Origin of the sequence: Rhizobium indigoferae (assembly GCF_034554815.1) — a bacterium.
GTDB lineage: Bacteria > Pseudomonadota > Alphaproteobacteria > Rhizobiales > Rhizobiaceae > Rhizobium > Rhizobium leguminosarum.
In genome coordinates, this window is sequence record NZ_CP140637.1 from 565,469 (window position 1) to 585,337 (window position 19,869).

At 62.0% G+C, this 19,869-nt stretch carries 13 protein-coding genes and 1 pseudogene; 9 read left to right on the forward strand and 5 right to left on the reverse strand.

Annotated elements, in window-relative coordinates; translation table 11 throughout:
- Positions 1 to 386 precede the first annotated feature (386 nt).
- Positions 387 to 1,574: a hypothetical protein gene (locus U5G49_RS29180; RefSeq protein WP_193442797.1), complete on the forward strand. Its 1,188-nt coding sequence runs from the start codon at positions 387 to 389 to the stop codon at positions 1,572 to 1,574.
- Between the two features lie 94 nt (positions 1,575 to 1,668).
- On the opposite strand, the gene U5G49_RS29185 is transcribed toward U5G49_RS29180, so the two are convergent.
- From U5G49_RS29185 to treZ, 3 genes are all read right to left on the reverse strand, one after another.
- Positions 1,669 to 1,830: a hypothetical protein gene (locus U5G49_RS29185; protein WP_012755472.1), complete on the reverse strand. Its 162-nt coding sequence runs from the start codon at positions 1,828 to 1,830 to the stop codon at positions 1,669 to 1,671.
- Between the two features lie 193 nt (positions 1,831 to 2,023).
- Entirely contained in the window at positions 2,024 to 3,877 is a 1,854-nt protein-coding gene (gene malQ / locus U5G49_RS29190) for a 4-alpha-glucanotransferase (protein ID WP_193442795.1), read from the reverse strand.
- A gap of 29 nt (positions 3,878 to 3,906) precedes the next feature.
- Complete coding sequence (treZ, locus tag U5G49_RS29195; protein ID WP_376770317.1) at positions 3,907 to 5,667, reverse strand: malto-oligosyltrehalose trehalohydrolase; 1,761 nt, start codon at positions 5,665 to 5,667, stop codon at positions 3,907 to 3,909.
- A gap of 211 nt (positions 5,668 to 5,878) precedes the next feature.
- On the opposite strand from treZ, the gene U5G49_RS29200 reads away from it, so the two are divergent.
- On the forward strand, positions 5,879 to 6,160 hold the full coding sequence (locus U5G49_RS29200) for a type II toxin-antitoxin system ParD family antitoxin (protein ID WP_193442791.1): 282 nt from the start codon (positions 5,879 to 5,881) through the stop codon (positions 6,158 to 6,160).
- A gap of 341 nt (positions 6,161 to 6,501) precedes the next feature.
- On the opposite strand, the pseudogene U5G49_RS29205 reads toward U5G49_RS29200, so the two are convergent.
- Positions 6,502 to 8,176 (reverse strand): annotated as a pseudogene (locus U5G49_RS29205) (response regulator).
- 10 nt (positions 8,177 to 8,186) lie between these two features.
- Positions 8,187 to 14,486 carry a HAMP domain-containing protein gene (locus U5G49_RS29210; protein WP_193442787.1) on the reverse strand — a complete coding sequence of 2,100 codons (6,300 nt, stop codon included), beginning with the start codon at positions 14,484 to 14,486 and terminating at the stop codon, positions 8,187 to 8,189.
- Positions 14,487 to 14,697: 211 nt separating this feature from the next.
- Here U5G49_RS29210 and U5G49_RS29215 point away from each other — a divergent pair, with 211 nt between their 5' ends.
- The 7 genes from U5G49_RS29215 (at position 14,698) to U5G49_RS29245 (ending at position 19,834) form a co-directional block, all read left to right on the forward strand.
- On the forward strand, positions 14,698 to 15,156 hold the full coding sequence (locus tag U5G49_RS29215) for a hypothetical protein (protein ID WP_193443046.1): 459 nt from the start codon (positions 14,698 to 14,700) through the stop codon (positions 15,154 to 15,156).
- A gap of 76 nt (positions 15,157 to 15,232) precedes the next feature.
- The gene (locus U5G49_RS29220) at positions 15,233 to 15,514 is read left to right on the forward strand and encodes a hypothetical protein (protein WP_193442784.1); all 282 of its coding nucleotides are present in this window, start codon (positions 15,233 to 15,235) and stop codon (positions 15,512 to 15,514) included.
- 153 nt (positions 15,515 to 15,667) lie between these two features.
- A complete protein-coding gene (locus U5G49_RS29225; protein WP_193442782.1) occupies positions 15,668 to 16,279 on the forward strand; it encodes a helix-turn-helix domain-containing protein in 612 nt (203 codons plus the stop codon).
- On the forward strand, positions 16,279 to 16,866 hold the full coding sequence (locus tag U5G49_RS29230) for an RES family NAD+ phosphorylase (protein ID WP_193442780.1): 588 nt from the start codon (positions 16,279 to 16,281) through the stop codon (positions 16,864 to 16,866). Before U5G49_RS29225 ends, U5G49_RS29230 begins: the two co-directional genes overlap by 1 nt.
- Before the next feature lie 147 nt (positions 16,867 to 17,013).
- Positions 17,014 to 18,039: an ABC transporter substrate-binding protein gene (locus U5G49_RS29235; protein WP_193442778.1), complete on the forward strand. Its 1,026-nt coding sequence runs from the start codon at positions 17,014 to 17,016 to the stop codon at positions 18,037 to 18,039.
- A complete protein-coding gene (locus tag U5G49_RS29240; protein WP_193442776.1) occupies positions 18,036 to 19,076 on the forward strand; it encodes a FecCD family ABC transporter permease in 1,041 nt (346 codons plus the stop codon). Before U5G49_RS29235 ends, U5G49_RS29240 begins: the two co-directional genes overlap by 4 nt.
- Complete coding sequence (locus U5G49_RS29245) at positions 19,073 to 19,834, forward strand: ABC transporter ATP-binding protein (RefSeq protein WP_193442774.1); 762 nt, start codon at positions 19,073 to 19,075, stop codon at positions 19,832 to 19,834. The genes U5G49_RS29240 and U5G49_RS29245 overlap by 4 nt, the downstream gene beginning before the upstream one ends.
- Positions 19,835 to 19,869 lie beyond the last annotated feature (35 nt).

The window sequence follows — 19,869 nt, forward strand, 5'->3', positions numbered from 1 at the left end:
TGGATGGTGGCATTCAGCCGGACTGGCCGTTTCCGCGGGCGTTCGAAATGCGCACTGAATCCAGTCGAACACTTCCCGGTTTGGCATCCGATTCGAAGGGTTGCAAGAATCGAGGAAATACACTTTCTGTGTAGCGGATGAGTCGAAACGCTACCCCTGCTAGAGAAAATACTGCCGCCCGTCGCCGGCGGAAGGATGACTATATTGTTTCAGCCTCAGCGTTCCGGCTGATCCTAACCGCACCACCCCCAAATTAGCTGGCCAGATGAAAGCCGTGATATCCAGCGCCCTCTTCGTGTCCCCCGCCTTTCCGACCTGAGAGCGGAAGTTGGCGCATCTGGGAATTTCGAAATCCTCGCATCTATTTTCTACATAAGGACATCTCCATGAAGCATATGCGTAATCTCCACCTGATGATGGCAAGCACCGCGTTCCTGACGTTGGCCGGCCCGGCGCTTGCCCTTGATGGCACCGACATGATGAAGAAGCTCAATGCCGCAACCAGTGCCGGCGGTACGGTCATCACCTTCGAGAAGGCGGAAGCCGATGGCGACACGGTAACGGCGACCGGTGTCCAGGTAGGATCTTCGAGCCTGCCCGGCGATACTTTGAGGATCGGCGATCTCACCTTCGAGGGTGTTGAGGAAGTCGAAGGCGGTGGCTATCACGCCAAGACCGTCTCCTTCCCGGATATCGACATCAGCCAGGAAGAAGGACGCTTTTCCGCAAAGGAGATCCAGATCACCGGCCTCACGATCCCCGCCAATGCAACGGGCGATACGCTGAACGACATCCTCCTCTATGAAACCGTCAGCACCGGACCGATCGCTCTCAACATCAAGGGCAAGGACGTGCTCGCGATCGAGAGCATCGAGTCGAACCTCGAACGCCAGGATGGCGGCTTTTCCTATGACGCCAATGTCGCCGGTCTCAAGGCCGACCTGTCGCAGGTCGAGGATGCGAATGCGAAGGAAGCCATCGAGAAACTGGGCCTGACGACGCTCGACGGCACGGTGACGATGAAGGGCATCTGGGAAATCGAAAGCGGCAAGGTCGCTGTCGACGAATATGCTTTCGACTTCAAGAATATCGGCCGGCTGAATTTCGCCGTCGACTTCTCCGGTTACACGCTGGGCTTCATCAAGTCGCTGCAGGAGGCGGTGAAGACCGCCGAGGCCAATCCGAACAAGGAAGAGGCCAACCAGGCCGTAGGCCTTGCGATGTTGGGGCTGATGCAGCAGCTGACGATCAACAGCGCCTCGATCCGCTTCGACGATGCCTCGATCACCAAGAAGGCACTCGATTATGCGGGCTCGCAGCAGGGCGTCACGGGCGACCAGCTGGCGCAATCGCTGAAAGGTCTCGTGCCGATGATGATGGCGCAGCTCAACATGCCCGAGCTGCAAAACCAGGTTTCGGCTGCCGTCAACACCTATCTCGACGGACCGAAAAGCCTGACAATCAGCGCCGCACCGGAAAAGCCGGTTCCCGTTCCGATGATCATCGGCGCGGCCATGGGTGCACCGAATACCATTCCTTCGGTGCTCGGCGTCAAGGTCACGGCGAACGACTAACGAATAGCAGAGACGCTTCACGAAGCGCCGGCTGCCGGAGGCGGGTTTTGCCGACCTGCCTCTGGATCCCCTGGGAAAGCCGAGCAACGTCCAACTAAAACTCGTCGCTGCGACGCTTCACGGCGTGCTTCAACGCCACCATATGCCTTCGCCGCTCCAGCATATAATCGGCATATCCGACGCAGATGAACAGCAATGTCGGACCGGCGTAGATGATGATGAGAGCCAATGCGATAAGAATGAATGCGCTCGTCATGGTCTTGTTTTCCATCAATATTGGTCGCCGCAACTGAAGCGGCGAAAGCGGACAGGTCCTCATCTCGGTAATGCCTGTCCCTATTCCTTCAAAATTCGCCGGCTTCCTATTCGTTCCCTCCTCGATCGATTTCCACAAGCGCGACGAGCCCGATCGAACGACAATGACGAAGCTGACGGCCGCCCGGCATCGGTCACTCCCGCGGCCTTTCCTCCCGCATTGCCGCCGTCACGCTCTTCAGCAGCGGGCTCGACATCAGATCCGCGAGCAAAACCGATAGCTTCGGCTTCCAGTTCGGATAGCTGTCGCTGGTGCCTGGCACATTGGTTGGCCTTTTTTCGTCGGTGAGATCGGCGAGACGGACAGCGGCGAGAAGCGAGGGCGTTGTGGCGATGAAGCGATAGGCGCTGACGGTCAGTTCCCTCAGCGTCTCCTCGCTTGCCCGCGCTTGGGAAAGCCTGGCCGGCAGGTCGAGGCCGGCAGCTTTCAGCGCCGCTTTCAGGTTCCACCGCTCGCGCTTGCGGTCTTCGAGATGTTTTTCGGTGAGATCGGGCGGCACGATGCCGTGCTCGCACCGGGCCTGAATGTCGGCGCCGCGCCACCAGCCGGCAAGGGTCTGGTGGTCGTGCGTCGAAATGCAGGCCAAAGCCAGGACGGGATAGACGTCCGCCGGCTTGAAGCCCTTCTCGTCCTGTTCATAAGAAAGGATGCGGTAGGAGAGAATGTTGGCCGCGGCCAGATCGTCCTGCAATCCCCTGGGGATCAGTCCCAGGTCTTCTCCGATGACGAGGCACCGATGCTCGGCGGACACGTCGGCGAGGATCTGCAGCAGCCGATCCTGGGGATAGCGGACATAGGCGCCGCCGTCCGGCCTGCTGCCCAATGGCACCAGGAAGATGCGGCGAAGCGCTGCGGCGTGGTCGAGGCGGATGGCGCCCGCATATCGCATGGCAGCACTTAGCATACGCCGGAAAGGCGACATATCTCCTGCGGCGATCGCGGAAGGCAGGTATCCGGCAAGGTGCCAGTCCTGCCCATCTATGGCGAAGGGATCAGGAGGGCTGCCGATCGTGGCCTTGGAGACATAGATATCCGGCTCACTCCATGTCGCCGAGCCATCGACCGCCTCCCCGACGGCAAGATCGAGATAGAGCCCGATCCGTAGGCCGGCCTTCCCGGCCCGGTCCGCCGCCTGCATCAGCTGGCGGTGGGCGAGCCACTGCAGCCACATGTGGAAGCGGACATCCTCCGCGTGTCCGCGCTCGAATTCGGCGACGGCGGCGCTGTCGAAGCGCTGGAAATCGGCCGGCCACCGTTGCCAGCCGGCGCCTGCCCCGCGCTCGACCATTGAAAGAGAGAGGCATTCGAAAAGCGCGTGCAGCCGCAGGCTGTTACCGCCTTGCGCGATAAAAGCGTCGAAATCGGCCGGATCGTAGGTATCGCACTGTCGCCAGGCCGGCCAGAGATCGCGCAGGACCCTGAGCTTGATCTGTGCGACGCCGGCGTAATCGACGAGATCGGTTTGGCGAAGGCGTGCCAATTGCCGTTCGAGTTCCGGACTACAGGCAAAACCCGGCAGCCGGTCAACCGCGATATAGAGCGGATTGAGATGCTGGCGGTTCGATGGCTCATAGGGGCTGCAACGCTCGGGATCGGCGAGAAACGGTGCGTGAAGCGGGGTGAGGCCGATGAAATCACCGCCCAGCGATCCCAGGAGATCCGCCATATCGGCCAGATCCTCGAAGTCTCCTATGCCCCAGTTGCGTCCTGAACGGAGTTCGTAAAGCTGCAGGCTCACACCCCAGACCCGCGTGCTGGAAAAGAACTCCGGCAGAAATGACCTGGCGATCTTCTTAGCCGCCGGCTTAGGCTCCCGCCGCATCGCGCCGGTCTCGTGATCGGCCGCTCCCGGCAAGTCGATCTTCAATGCCGAGAGGATCTTGCGCTTGGTCTCGCCTGATATCGCCACCTCCCGATTGTCGGGACTGGGCCTGGTCGGGCTGATGCCGTGCCGGCGGGCGAGCTTGTCGAGCTCAGCAGATTTCATCGTCTGATCGCCTTCCTGTCAGCACGCCGTCACGCCTCGCCGATGCTCCAGATCACCGTCCAGGGCGCGAGATTGCCGCCATCGCTACCGCCGAGACGGAAGATCGTCTCGCCGTCGTCCTGCTGCGAGGCGAGCGTCGCCGCCTCGGTACCGAGGTTTGCGCGCAGATGCAGACGCCGGTTTTGCGCCAGGGTCCAATCCACCGCAAGCGCGCTTCCCGCCGAGCGGTAGACCGCGTTTCCGGCGCCAGCGCCTTTGAGCAATGGCACGATCCTCCGGTGTCGGAGGTCGAGAAGCGTCCTGTAAAAATCGAAGACATCGGAGGAGGCGAGTTTCGACCAGTCCAACTTGGCAGCCGCGAAGGTCGATGGCGCCGTCGGGTCGAGAAGGTCGTCGGCGTCGAAGCCCGGCAGACGGGAGAGCTCCTCGCGGCGGCCTTTCCTGACCTTTTCGTTCAGGTCCTCATCAAAATCGCAGAAGAAGGGAAAAGGTTCTGTAGCGCCCCATTCCTCGCCCATGAACAGCATCGGGATCTCGGGCGCCAGCAGGTAGATCGCAGCCACAGCCTTGACGACATCAGCCGGGCTCGAAGCCAGAACCCGGTCTCCCAGCGCCCTGTTGCCGATCTGGTCATGGTTCTGGATGAAGGAGATAAAAGCGGTGGGCGGCAGATGACCGCTCGGCCGGCCGCGGCTTCCGCCGCGGTAGGGCATATGTTCCCCCTGAAACACGAAACCTTCCGCCAGCGCCCGGCCGAGCTTACCGGCGTCACCGACGTAATCGGCATAGTAGCCGAAGGTTTCGCCCGTAGCAGTGATATGCAGCACATGGTGCACGTCATCGTTCCATTGGGCGGTGAACAACCTCACTTCTCCGTTTTCGTCACGCTTCAACAGATCGCTGTCGTTTTCCTCGTTTTCGACGATCAGATGGACAAGTCGATCGCCGGCGGCGATCTTGATGCGGCGGGCGAGCGCGTGAAGCAGATGTTCTGCGCTGTTGTCCTTGATGGCGTGGACGGCATCGAAGCGGAAACCGTCGAGCCTGAACTCGGTGATCCAATAGATGGCGTTCTGGATGATGAATTCGCGGATCATCTCTGATCCGTCGCCGTCGTAGTTGATGCCGTTGCCCCAGGGCGTCTTGTGGTGCTCGGTAAAGAGCGGCGCATAGGCGGGGATAAAATTGCCGTCAGGCCCGAAGTGGTTGTAGACCACGTCCAGGAAAACCGAGATGCCGCGCCGGTGTGCTGCGTCAACTAGCGCCATGAAATCTTGCGGCCGGCCGTAGCTGCTGTCCGGAGCATAGGGGAGGACACCGTCATAGCCCCAGCTGTAACGGCCGGGAAATTCACTAAGCGGCATGATCTGCAGCGCCGTAACGCCCAGCGCTTGCAGATGGTCGAGCCGCTCGATCGCGGCCTTGAAAGTACCCTCCGGCGTGAAGCAGCCGATATGCATCTCGTAGATGACCATCTCTTCCCAGGGCCGACCCGTCCAGTCGCTCGTCGTCCAGCGATAGGTGGAAAGGTCGACCACTTCGCTCGGCCCGTGCACATCCTGTGGCTGGAACCGCGAGGCGGGATCAGGAACCTCGGAACCGTCCGGCAGGACAAAGCGATAAAGCGTACCGGCATGGGCTTGCGCGACCGTGCAGCGGTGCCAGCCGTCCTCAGCCGCCTGCATCGGCCACGGATCAGCGCCTCCGATCTTCAACGACACGCTTTCATGCAGGGGAGCCCAGAGGCGGAATAGAATGCCCTCTTCGGTGAATGACGGTCCGAATGTCATTTGGGTCAAGAGAAAGCCTTCGATGAAATTGGGATGGGATTTGGGTAACTTTTGTCAGGGCAAAAAGTTTCGCAGGCACGAAGAGCGCAAAGCGGCCACCGTCGCGAGGTGCCCCTCCGGCAGACACCCGAAGAGTATGATTCCATCCTATCGGGAGTAGGATTTTATCCTATCGCGTGCTATTAACCTGAAAGAAGTAGGAGTGTAATCGATGCGTTCGACGCAACAGATGAGCATCACGTTGCCCGTGGAAATGGCGAAGCGCGTTAAACAGCGGGTGTCCAACGGTGACTACGCCTCGGAGAGCGAAGTCATACGCGAGGGACTGCGGGCTTTGCAGGAACGCGAGAATGCCGTCGAGCATTGGCTGCGAACAGAAGTTGCGGCCACCTATGATGCCTACAAGGCCGATCCCACCAAGGCCAAGCCCCTCGAAGAGGTCTGGAAGCGCCTCGAAGCGCGCATGGACGAAATCGATCGGGAAGAAGATTAATGAAGCGCTATAGTATCCGCCTCACTGATGAGGCGGAATTGGATTTGGCGGCTGTCTATAGCTTCGTCCTGCATCTCTGCCGTCCCCCGCGATTACGTGACCCGCATCAAGACCTTTGTAAGTGGGTTCGAAACGTACCCCGAACGCGGCAGCATCCGTGATCATGTCCGACCCGGGTTACGCATTGTCGGTTTCGAGCGCCGGGTAAGCGTGGCGTTCGTGGTTGAGCCCACCGAGGTTGTTATCCTCCGCATCCTCTATGCCGGGCAGCGGTTTGAAAGCGACGAGAGCTAGAGCCGGCCCAGAACGCAATACACCCCAGCACATCCCCACTTCGACCGTCAGGCCGCCGCGATTTTACCCGAGCGCTTGGTCCATCGCCGCCTGAAGCTGTTCCTGTGTGAATGGCTTCTTCATCCGCAGCATCCGGCCGAGGCCATGGTCTTCGGAAAACTCGGCATAGCCCGAGGCAAGGATGATGGGCAGGCCTGGAAAGGAGGAGCGAAGGTGACGCGCAAGCTCTGCGCCCGTCATCCCCGGCATGGCATGATCGGTGATGACGAGATCACAACCCTGTCCGTCAGCAAAGAATTCCAAAGCCTGGGAAGCGGAAGACGCCTCTTGCGGCAGATGCCCGAGATCCTCCAGCATCGCCACGGTTCCCGTCCTGACAAGGGCGTCGTCGTCGACGACGAGAATGGCGAGCGGCCGCGACGCCGGTTTCAAAGGCTCCGTCGCCGGAGGCTCGACGACCGGCTGCACCTTGACGAATGTCTCGGCGACGGGGAGCCACAGGGAAACGGTCGTGCCCTTGCCCCTGACGCTCGATATCTGGATCGAGCCGCCGGATTGCGCTGCCAGGCCATGCACCATCGACAGGCCGAGACCGGTGCCCTTGCCGACCCCCTTGGTGGTGAAAAACGGTTCGGCGGCACGCGAGACCGTTGCCTCGTCCATCCCCTCGCCATCGTCCGACACCGATATCCTGATGTAATTTCCGCCAACGAGGCCGGCCGGCCGGGCTTCTGTGGCTGCCGCCGCGGCCACCGTCACGGCTCCGCCGCTTTCGAGCGCATCCCGGGCATTGACGAACAGGTTGAGCAGCGCCAGTTCCAACTGGTTGCTGTCGACCAGAAGAGGGGCGAGATCCGCCGGGATGCTCTTGTGGATTTCGATGCGCGGCCCCACCGCCTTGGCGAGAAGATCCTCGACGTTTTCGAACAGCCGGAGGAAGTCGACCGCCTGCGGTTTGAGCTCCTGGCGGCGTGCGAAGGCAAGCAGGCGCTGGGTCAGCGCGGTGCCGCGCTCGGCCGCCTGAATCGCGTTCGTCACCAGGCGTTCGCTGCGTTCATCGGCCGGAAGCCGTTTCTTCAGAAGATTCAGGCTGCCGAGAACTGCCATCAGGAGGTTATTGAAGTCGTGGGCCACGCCACCCGTCAGGTGACCGATCGTGTCGAGCTTCTGCGCCTCGAAAAGCTGTGCGAGCGCCTCTTCGCGCTCCCGTGTCCGTTGATCGATCCGATGCTCGAGCTCCTCGTTGAGCTCACGCAACTGCGCTGCCGAGGCCTCGAGTTCGGCGGTGCGCTGGTGAACCCGGGCCTCCAGCTCGGCGTTCAGGCGTTCGAGTTCCCTCGTCTTCCTGTAGAGATCGGCAAAGACCCGAACCTTAGCTCTCAGCACTTCGGGGACGATCGGGACGGAGACATAGTCGACCGCGCCCACCGCATAGCCGCGCAGCCGGTCAGGTTCCGCCAGCATGACGGCGGAAACGAAGATGATCGGCGTGTTTTGATAGCGCGGATGCTGCCGGATCATGCTGACGAGCTCGAACCCATCCTGTTCGGGCATACATACATCGACGAGGATCACCGCGATTTCGGTGCGCAACAGGTGCTCAAAGGCTTCGCGTGCGGATTGCGCCTTGATGAGGTTTTCTTGGAGCTCTTCGAGTATGACCTCGTAACTCAGGAGCTTTGCCGGTTGGTCGTCGACGAGGAGGATGTTGACGGGGTTCATGGCGAGTTCCTCAGCGATGCAGCCACATGCGAAGAGCCGACAACAGCTGTTCGGTATTGACCGGCTTCGCCAGGTAGTCGGACGCGCCCGCTTCCAGGCATTTCTCGCGGTCGCCCTTCATCGCCTTGGCCGTCAGCGCCAGGATTGGCAGCCGCCGGAACCGGGGCTCCGAACGGATGACCTGCATTGTCTCGTAGCCGTCCATTCCGGGCATCATGATGTCCATCAGCACGATCGCCACAGAGGGTTCGTTGTTGATGACGTCGATGGCTTCGCTACCGGTCGTCGCGGTCAGGACCTTCATTCCCCGGCGTTCGAGGACGCTGCTCAGGGCGAAGATGTTACGGGCATCGTCGTCGACAAGCAGCACGGTCTCGCCGACCAGATCCTCGTCCGAGCTGTGCAGGTCCTGCAGCGTCGCCTGCTTTGCCGCCGGCAGGTCGGCGACAACCCGGTGCAGGAACAGGGCCGTCTCATCCAGCAGACGCTCGGGCGATTCGACCCCCTTGACCACAACGCTGCGGGCCATGCTGTGCAGTGTCGCGTCTTCCTCAGCGGAAAGCTCCCGGCCGGTGAACACGACCACCGGCACCTCGCCGATCTCGGCGTCGTCGCGTATTTGCTCCAGCACTTCGAAGCCGGACATGTCGGGAAGTGAAAGGTCGAGCACCACGCAGTCGGCGGCATTCTGCCGAAGAGCGGCGAGAGCCTCCGATCCGGAGCCGACGCTGGTGATATCGATGTCGTCGTGTCCGAGAAGGGCGGTGACGCTCAAACGCTCGGCCTCGTTGTCTTCGACGAGCAGCAGATGCTTGCGGCGGGGCTGCGCATAGGCCTTCAATCGCGACAATGCCTTGCCGAGGCCTTCCGGCGTCGTCGGCTTGCTCATGAAGGCGAAGGCGCCGCGGGTCAGCCCATGCTGGCGATCCTCGTCGAGGCTGATAATCTGGACCGGAATATGCCGCGTCTGCGGATTCTGCTTGAGCTGGCTCAGCACCGTCCAGCCGAGCATGTCGGGCAGGAAGATGTCGAGCGAGATCGCCGCCGGCCTGTAGTCTTGCGCAAGTGCGAGAGCATCGCTGCCGCGCATCGCCACCAGAACCTTGAATCCGTTGTCGCGGGCGAGATCCACTAGGACGCGGGCGTAATGCGCGTCGTCCTCGACGACGAGCAGCACCGAGTCGCCGGCCGCTATCTGGTGGCGATCATCTTCGACATGTTCGGTCGGCTTGTCGGCGCGGCGGTTTGCTGCCGCTTCGGCAAATTCCACCACATTTGCCGGCGGAACCGACTTCGGCGCAACCGCGCCGGCGCCCACGTAGGTGAGCGGCAGGTAGAGAACGAAGGTGCTGCCGACACCCGGGGTGCTGCGCAGCTGGATCTCGCCGCCCAAGAGGTTTGCCAGTTCGCGGCTGATCGCCAGGCCGAGGCCGGTGCCGCCGTATTTGCGGCTTGTCGAGGCATCCGCCTGTTGGAAGGCCTCGAAAATGATGCGTTGTTTTTCAGGCGGTATGCCGATGCCGGTGTCGACGACTTCGAAGGCGATGACAGAAGGCGCATGCTTCAACGAGGGGTGATCGGACGACCAGCCGCTCGTTGCCGAAGCGACGCGAAGCGTCACGCCGCCCTGCGCGGTGAACTTGAAGGCATTCGACAGCAGGTTCTTGAGGATCTGCTGCAGTCGCTTCGAATCCGTGATGAGGCTCTTCGCGACATCGGCGCCGACGTCGACCGAGAACGACAGGTTCCGGTTTTCGGCCTCGTGCCGGAATGGCCGCGCCATCATCTCGAGCAGGTTGCTGACAAAAATCTCCTCGGCATCGACCGAGACCGTTCCGGACTCGATCTTCGACAGGTCGAGGATGTCGCTGATGAGGTTCAACAGATCGGTTCCCGCGCCGTGGATCGTCTTTGCGAACTCGACCTGTTTGCCCGACAGGTTGCCATCCGGATTTTCTCCCAGCTGCTGGCCGAGGATGAGGATCGAATTCAGCGGCGTGCGCAGCTCATGCGACATGTTGGCGAGGAATTCGGATTTGTACTTCGATGTCAGCGCGAGCTCGGTTGCCTTTTCCTCCAGCGCGCGCCGGGCCTGCTCGATCTCCTGGTTCTTCGCCTCGACTTCGACGTTGCGTTCCTCCAGCTGCTGCGCCTTCTGTCCGAGCTGCTCGTTGGTCTGTTGCAGCTCGCGCTGCTGCGTCTGAAGCTCGGCGGCAAGCTGCTGGGACTGCTTGAGCAGGCCTTCGGTCTGCATGGTCGCTTCGATCGAGTTGAGGACGATGCCGATCGATGTCGTCAACTGGTCGAGGAAGGACAGCTGCAACTCGGTGAATTCGCCGGCCGAGGCCAACTCGATCACGGCCTTCACCTGCCCCTCGAAATGCACCGGCAGCACGATGGCGCTTCTCGGCAAGGTCGTGAACACGCCGGAGCTTATCGGAACGACATTGTCGGGAAGGTCGGTGACCAGGATGCGGCGAGCGTCGCTGGCGCACTGGCCGACAAGTCCCTGGCCGAACTCGAGACGTGCCGGGTGCGCCGCCTCGCCCCCTTTCGCGTAGACGGAGAGCAGCGACAAGATCGGCTGGCGCTCGTCGGCATCCACCTGGTAGATAACCCCTTGATGGGCACCGACCAGAGGCGCCAGCTCCGACAGCAGCATCTTGCCGACCAGCGTCAGGTCGCGCTGCCCCTGCAGCATGTTGGTGAAGCGCGCCAGGTTGGTCTTCAGCCAGTCCTGCTCGGTGTTGCGCTCGGTGGTGAGCCTGAGGTTATCGATCATCGTGTTGATGTTATCCTTGAGCTCAGCCACTTCGCCGCGCGCGTCGACCTTGATCGAGCGCGTCAGGTCACCCTTGGTGACGGCGGTCGCCACCTCGGCGATGGCGCGCACCTGCGTCGTCAAGTTGGCTGCCAGCAGGTTGACGTTGCCGGTCAAGTCCTTCCAGGTTCCCGCGGTGCCCGGAACATTCGCCTGACCGCCGAGACGGCCTTCCACGCCCACCTCGCGCGCAACCGTGGTCACCTGATCGGCAAAGGTCGCGAGCGTGTTGGTCATGTTGTTGATGGTCTCGGCAAGGGCTGCCACCTCGCCCTTGGATGCGACGGTGAGATTTTGCTCGAGGTCGCCGTTCGCCACCGCCGTCACCACCTTGACGATGCCGCGGACCTGCTCGGTCAGGTTGGCGGCCATGACGTTGACAGTGTCGGTCAAATCTTTCCAGGTGCCGGCGACGCCCGGCACCTGCGCCTGGCCGCCGAGCTTGCCTTCGGTGCCGACTTCGCGGGCTACACGCGTCACTTCGCCGGCGAAGGCGTTGAGCTGGTCTACCATCGTATTGATGGTGTTCTTCAGTTCGAGGATTTCCCCCTTCACGTCGACGGTGATCTTGCGCGACAGGTCGCCGCGCGCCACGGCCGTCGTGACTTCGGCGATGTTTCGAACCTGGGTCGTCAGATTGGCGGCGAGCAGGTTGACGTTATCGGTCAGATCCTTCCAGGTGCCGGCGACGCCAGGAACAACAGCCTGGCCGCCGAGCCTGCCATCGGTGCCGACTTCGCGGGCGACACGCGTCACTTCGCCGGCAAAGGAGCGAAGCTGATCGACCATGGTATTCAAAGTATCCTTCAGGAGCAGGATTTCGCCGCGCACGTCGACGGTGATCTTGCGCGACAGGTCGCCATTGGCGATTGCGGTCGCGACCTCGGCGATATTGCGCACCTGCGCCGTCAGGTTGCCCGCCATGGAGTTGACGCTGTCGGTTAGGTCCTTCCAGGTGCCTGCGACGCCTGAGACCTGCGCCTGGCCGCCAAGCTTGCCTTCGGTGCCGACTTCACGGGCGACGCGCGTCACTTCGCCGGCGAAGGCGTTGAGCTGGTCCACCATTGTATTGATGGTGTTCTTCAGTTCGAGGATTTCCCCCTTCACGTCGACGGTGATCTTGCGCGACAGGTCGCCGCGCGCCACGGCCGTCGTGACTTCGGCGATGTTTCGAACCTGGCCGGTAAGGTTGGAGGCCATGGAGTTGACGTTTTCGGTGAGGTCTTTCCAGGTACCCGCGACACCCGGCACCTGCGCCTGGCCACCGAGCTTGCCCTCGGTGCCGACTTCACGGGCAACGCGCGTGACTTCGGAAGCAAAGCGGTTCAGCTGATCGACCATGGTGTTCAGCGTTTCCTTGAGCTCGAGGATTTCACCCGAGACTGACACCGTGATCTTCTTCGACAAGTCGCCATTGGCAATCGCGGTCGAGACTTCGGCGATGTTGCGCACCTGCGCCGTTAGGTTGCCCGCCATGGAATTGACGCTGTCCGTCAGATCCTTCCAGGTGCCCGCGACGCCAAGCACGTTCGCCTGGCCGCCGAGCCGGCCTTCGGTGCCGACCTCGCGCGCCACGCGCGTCACCTCGCCGGCAAAGCCGTTGAGCTGGTCGACCATCGTGTTGATGGTCTCCTTCAGTTCGAGGATTTCGCCAGACACGGTGACGGTGATCTTCTTGGACAGGTCTCCCTGGGCGACGGCGGTCGCGACTTCGGCGATGTTGCGCACCTGCCCGGTGAGGTTGGACGCCATCGAATTGACGCTGTCGGTCAGGTCCTTCCAGGTGCCGGCGACGCCGCGCACATTGGCCTGGCCGCCGAGCCGGCCCTCCGTGCCCACTTCGCGGGCGACGCGGGTGACTTCCGAGGCAAAGGCATTCAGCTGATCGACCATCGTATTGATGGTTTCCTTCAGCTCGAGGATCTCCCCCTTCACGTCGACGGTGATCTTCTTCGACAGGTCGCCATTGGCGATGGCGGTCGAGACCTCCGCGATATTGCGCACCTGCGCCGTCAGGTTGCCGCCCATCGAGTTGACGTTCTCGGTAAGATCCTTCCAGGTGCCGGCGACGCCGCGCACATTGGCCTGGCCGCCAAGCCGGCCCTCCGTGCCCACTTCGCGGGCCACACGGGTCACTTCGGAAGCAAAGGCATTGAGCTGATCGACCATCGTGTTGATCGTCTCCTTCAGCTCGAGGATTTCCCCCGACACCGTGACCGTGATCTTCTTCGACAGGTCGCCATTGGCGATCGCGGTCGAGACTTCGGCGATATTGCGCACCTGCGCCGTGAGGTTCGAGGCCATGGAATTGACGTTGTCGGTCAAGTCCTTCCAGGTGCCCGCCACACCGGGCACTTGCGCCTGGCCGCCGAGCCGACCTTCGGTGCCGACTTCACGCGCCACACGCGTCACCTCGCCGGCGAAGCCGTTCAGCTGGTCGACCATCGTGTTGATGGTTTCCTTGAGCTCCAGGATTTCGCCCGAAACGTCGACAGTGATCTTGCGCGACAGGTCGCCGCGCGCAACGGCCGTGGTCACCTGGGCGATGTTGCGGACCTGCGCCGTCAGGTTGCCACACATGGCGTTGACGGAATCGGTCAGGTCTTTCCAGGTTCCGGCGACGCCTGGCACCAGCGCCTGGCCGCCGAGCTTGCCTTCGGTGCCGACCTCGCGCGCGACGCGCGTCACTTCGGATGCGAAGGACCTGAGCTGGTCGACCATGGTGTTGATCGCCTCCTTCAGCTGCAGGATCTCGCCGCGCACGTCGACGGTGATCTTCTTGGAAAGATCGCCATTCGCGACGGCGATCGTCACTTCCGCGATGTTGCGCACCTGCGCCGTCAGGTTCGACGCCATCGAGTTCACACTTTCGGTGAGGTCCTTCCAGACGCCCGTCACCTCCGGCACCTGCGCTTGGCCGCCGAGCTTTCCGTCGGTGCCGACCTCGCGCGCGACGCGCGTCACTTCCGATGTGAAGACGCTCAGCTGCTTGATCATCGTATTGACGATATCGGCCGAGCGTAGGAACTCACCTTTGAGCGCCCGCCCGTCGACATCGAGCGGCACGGTCTGCAGAAGATCTCCCTTGGCGACCGCAGTGATCGTGCGCGTGACAGCTGTCGTCGGCCACAGAAGGTCGTCAATCAGACCGTTGATCGATCCTTCCATTTCGGACCAGGAACCGTCCGACAGGCCGAAGCGCACGCGCGTGCTCGTTCGCCCGTCCCGGCCGACCACCTGCCCGACATGCTCGAGCTGCTGGGCCATGCGCTGATTGGCGGCGATGATGTCATTGAGAGCGTCGGCGACCTTGCCGGTGACACCGGTCAGATCCGACCGCATCCGCACCGAAAAGTCGCCCCGTCTTACCGCAACCAGCACCTCCAGAAGGGCACTGGCCTCGTCCAACGCCATTGCTTTGTGGACCTGACCATTGAGGTTATCTGCCGCGGCATTGTCGCGCGCGAATTCGCTGGTTTGGTTGTTCACGAGAATCCCCCTCTTCGACGACTGGTAATTTAGTGCTCGACTGGGAAAATGGTATGGCCGTCCCGCGTTGATCCTAACATGATTCAGCGCCCAAAATGAGCCTGATAGTTGCAGATATCCAAAGTGCGCGCCGGACATCGTCTGGGTGGAATTTGCGGTTTTTCGTGCGTGGGGGAACACTTGGCTGCCGGCCGTCGTTTCCGTCCTGACAATGGAGAGCGATATGTCGAACGTCTCAAGGACAGGCAAGGAAGAGATCAACAACGCGACCAGCCAGACCACCTTCGGGAAGTCGGTCGAGAGCCAGGCGCAAATCCAGGATGCGCAAGCGTCGCCCGACGCTGGCGGCGAGATGCTCAACATCTATCGGCTGGAGCCGATCGCGGCGCCCGACGATCCGAGATGGGACAACTCCCCCGGACATGGTACCATCGTCGTCGCCGCCAGAACGGCCGGCGACGCCAGGATCGTCGCTGCGGCTCGTGAGCTCGATTTCATGGAAGTGGATGCGGCTCCCGCCGAGGATGTCACAACGGTCAATGCCAGCGCCTTTCGGGACGACAAGCTTTACACCGTCATTGAGATCGAGCGGAACAAGCGCGATGTTGAGCGAGGGATCCTCGAAGGCGCCATCGCTGTCGACACGATCCGGCCGATTCAATCGGACTGACGTAGCAATTTACCGACGCAATCGGCGAGGCGCTACGGCGTCACCATCATAGGTCCCTCGTTCCCTTGGAGTTCTCATGAATACGGCCAACCTCCAGCTCAAGGGCCTCATCATGGCCATGGCGTCGATATGTGATGCGATCGTCGAGAAGGAACTGCTGACCAGCGGAGAACTCAATGCCGCGCTCGCGAAAGCCAAGCAGGCAATCGAGGATGACGACGACCATGAACTGTCGGATGCCAATCGCGCCGCGATCCTGTTCCCCATCCGTGTGCTGCAGCTTGCCGAAGAGGCAGGCAGGAGAGGCGAACGGTTGACGTTTTCGGACTATGCCAAGCTTGTAGGAAAGATGACCTGAATGTCGAAGGCTTCGCTGACGAGAACCCGTATGTTCTCTCCCGGGCAATCGGGGCTTTCTGGAAGCTTATTGATGCGCGTGGCCTCTACACATGTGGTTGACTTCATATCGGCATGAGCCATATAAATACCTGGTCAACCAAGGAGCCGCTCCATGGCCCGCCACGCATCCACTCCCGTCACCGCACAGGAAGAGCCGAATTCCATCAGAGCCGCGTTTCTGCGACGCGCGACTTCGGCGCTCGAGCGCATTTCTGCAAACGTGCCGGCAAAGGATCTGGCCGATGCGCTTTCAGCCCCGACCGACGCCGGATCGTTGGCGCAGCTTCTCAGCCGCTCGGATATGGTGGGCGCGGCGATAAACGATCTCGATCCGCTGGTTCCGGCGTTGGCTCGCAACGTCGAGCATCGGCAAAATCTCGTCGAACGGGCCGGCGGGACGATGTCAGCCGAGGACGCCGGACGGATCCTCGGCATCAGCAGACAGGCCGTCGACAAAAGGCGGCGAGCCGGCACGCTGCTTGCCATGCGCGAAGGCAGCGACTGGCGCTATCCGCTCTGCCAGTTGGATCAAGGTGAGGTGATCGCAGGGATTTCCGATGTCGTGCGTGGTTTTGCCGCCGCCGGTCCCTGGATCGCATTGGATTTTCTGCTTGCTTCCGATACGGTTCTCGGTGGTCGGACAGCTCTGCAGGCGCTGCGCGACGGCGATCGTGAAGCAGTCCGGCGTCTGATCCGGATCGAAACCTCCGACGGCCTTGCCTGATGCCGGCAAATGCAGGCAGAGGGCCGTCGGGAGCTGCACTGCCCCCGCCCGCTTGGCTCGCCCATTCGTCGTTGCCGATCGACCTCATTCCGGTCGGGCAGGTTCTCCATAGGGTTCATCGGACGCATCTCGACCCCATCTTCTTTGGACCCGGCCCCGGGATTGCCGCCATGAGCCGCAGGGGAGCGCTTGCGGAAACGATCCTGCGCAATCCCCAGCGGTTGATGGTGTCCATGACCGAAATCACCACCCGCGCCATCAGCGAGCTCAGCTGTATCAGACCACTGAGGATCGTGCGCATGCACGGAACCGGCCTGCAGGCCCTCGGCACTGATAATGCCATCTCCACCGGCCCCTACGGACCATGCGGACTTTGGACCGACGCGCTCTGGGACCATGCCGAACGGCCGGATGGCCTCGCCTACCAGTCGCGCCATGATTCGAGCGAGATCTGCCTCGCCCTTTTCGAACGCAGCGACATGACGTTCGACAGAAGGGCCACGCTTCCGCTCTCCGGCATCCTCCAGGAGATTGCCGCGATCCTCGAGGTCTACGGCAAGTCGCTGTCACCGGTCGGCCCCGTTTAGGCGGCGAACGCGGCTGACGGGCGGCGGCACGTTGTTCCCGCAGCAATGCGTTGTCAATTTTGCGATAAGTTGATTTATTTTGTCTTGTTTTATGGCTGTTTCTGAGGCTATACGGCGACCGCATACTCACGCACCGGGAATTTCTTCGTGACCAGCCTCAAATCGCTTCTGGCCGCCTGCGGCCTCTCAACCATGATCGGCCTTGCCGCAGATCCGTCTTTGGCCGCTTCGACGACCTACCCGCTGACCCTGGAAAACTGCGGCGCGCAGGTGACTTTTAAGAAGACGCCCGAACGGGCGATCGGCCTCGGCCAGAACAGCGCTGAAATCCTGCTGTTGCTCGGCCTTCAGGACAAGATGGCCGGCACGGCTTTCTGGCCGAGCAAGGTTCTGCCGCAGCTCGCAGAAGCCAACGCCAGGGTCAAGCTTTTGACCGTCGAGATGCCGACCTTCGAATCGATCCTCGCCGAAAATCCCGACTTCGTGGCGGCAGCTCTGCCGAGCCTGGTCGGACCGAACAGCAAGGTCGCCAAGCGCGAGGATTTCGACAAGGTCGGCGTCGCGACCTATCTTTCTCCCAGCACCTGCCTCAGCACCAAGGACGTCAAGGACCAGTACGGCAGCCGCGCCGAGCCGTGGAACATGGATCTTCTCTACAAGGAGATCGACGAACTCTCTGAGATTTTCGATGTCGCCGATCGCGGCCAGGCGTTGATCGCCGACTTCAAGGCGCGCGAAGCCAAGCTTCGTTCCAGCGTTTCAAAGGACGGCAAGAACCTTTCCTACGTCTTCTGGTTCTCCAGCCCCAGCCCCTCGGCCGACGCCTATCTCGGCGGCAAGAACAGCGCGTCCGGCTTCATCGCCGATCTGCTCGGCGGACACAACGCGATATCAGCGGAAGCGGAATGGCCGACGCTCGGCTGGGAAGGCATCATCGCCTCCAATCCCGACGTCATTGTCGTCGCCAGTCTCGACCGCAATCGTTGGGAGCTCGATAAGCCGGAGGCCAAGATCAATTTCCTGAACACCGATCCGGCCGTCAGCCAGATCCCTGCCGTCAAGAACAAGGCGATCGTGATCATGGACGGCCAGGCCATGAACCCGACCGTCCGCACGGTCTACGGCGCTGAGCAGGTGGCCGGCCAGCTGAAGGCTCTCGGTCTGTTGAAGTGACGGAAGCGGGCCGTATCTTCCGGCAGCTGGGAGCCGTCCTCGCAGTGGTCCTGGCCTCTTTCTGCCTCATCGCTGTTGCCATTGGCGTCAGCGTCGGGATCGGCGACCTGCCGATCCCGCTTGCAACCACGTTTTCGGCCGTCACAAACCGGTTGGGATGGACCGCGGTCGAACTGAACCGCATCCACGAGACTGTCATCTGGGATTATCGTCTCAGCCGGGCGCTCGTTGCCGCCTTCTGCGGCGCGGGCCTTGCGCTATCGGGCGCGATCATGCAGTCGCTGCTGCGCAACCCGCTTGCCGAACCCTATGTTCTCGGCATCTCGGCCGGCGCCTCTTCCGGCGCCGTCGCGATCGTCATCTTAGGCGTCGGCGCTGGCGCGTTCTCGCTTTCCGCCGGCGCCTTTGCCGGAGCCTTCGCGGCCTTCTTCTTCGTCGCCCTCCTGTCGAACGGCACGCGCGGCGGAGCCGATCGCACCATCCTCGCCGGTGTCGCCGCTTCGCAGCTTTTCAACGCCACGACGTCTTACATCGTCACGACGTCGGCCAACGCCCAGCAGGCCCGCGACGTCATGTTCTGGCTGCTCGGCAGCTTCGGCGGCGTGCGCTGGCCGGAATTCGCGCTGGTCTCGATCGTCGTCGGCATCGGCCTCATCGGCTGCCTGTTTTACGCCCGCGTGCTCGACGCCTTCGCTTTCGGTGACGAGGCGGCATCCTCGCTCGGCGTCAATGTCGGCCGCGCGCGGATGGCGCTCTTTGCGCTGACAGCAATGATGACGGCGACGATCGTCAGCATGGTGGGGTCGATCGGCTTCGTCGGCCTTGTCGTGCCGCATGTCGCTCGCTTTGTCGTCGGGCCGCTGCATGTCCGCCTCCTGCCGGCTTGCGCAATAACAGGGGCGATCTTCATGGTGCTCGCCGACATCGCCGCGCGCGCCCTCATTCCGAACCAGATCCTGCCGATCGGCGTCGTCACGGCCCTGGTGGGCGTCCCCTTCTTCTCGATCATCCTCTATCGGTTCCAGCGCGCATCATGAGCATCAAGGCCGAAAACCTCATCTGGAAGATTGGCAGGAAGACCATTCTTGACGGCGTTTCCCTGGAGGCGCCGCCCGGCAAGATGCTCGGTCTGCTCGGGCCGAACGGCTCGGGCAAGACCTCGCTCCTGCGGCTTCTCGCCGGCCTGATGCGGCCGCATTCCGGCCGCATCACGCTCGACCGGAGCGACATCGCCACGATCAGCCGCCGCTCGATCGCCCGGCGGATCGCCTTCGTCGAGCAACACGCCACCACAAATGCCAATCTGCGGGTCGTCGACGTCGTCAAGCTCGGCCGGTTCCCGCACCGGTCGATGTTTTCAGGCTGGACGAAGACCGACGAAGAGGCGGTCGAAGCCGCGCTGGCGCGCGCCGGCATGGCGGAGAAACGCGACGATCGCTGGCAAAGCCTGTCGGGCGGCGAGAAGCAGCGCACCCATATCGCAAGGGCGCTCGCCCAGTCGCCCCAGGAGCTGATTCTCGACGAGCCCACGAACCATCTCGATATCCAGCATCAGATCGGCCTGATGCGGCTCATCTCCGGCCTGCCGATCACCAGCATCGTCGCCCTGCACGATCTCAATCATGCTGCCATGTTCTGCGACCAGCTGATCATCATGCAGCATGGCAGGATCGTCGCCTCCGGCGCGCCCCAGGACGTGTTGAGAGAGGATCTTCTCAGGAATGTCTTTTCCGTCGAGGCCCGTGTCGAAGCCTCTCCCTATCACTCGCGCCCGCATATCCATTATCTCAGGTGACGGTGAAACTGTCACCGAGTTGACTATCTACGGTC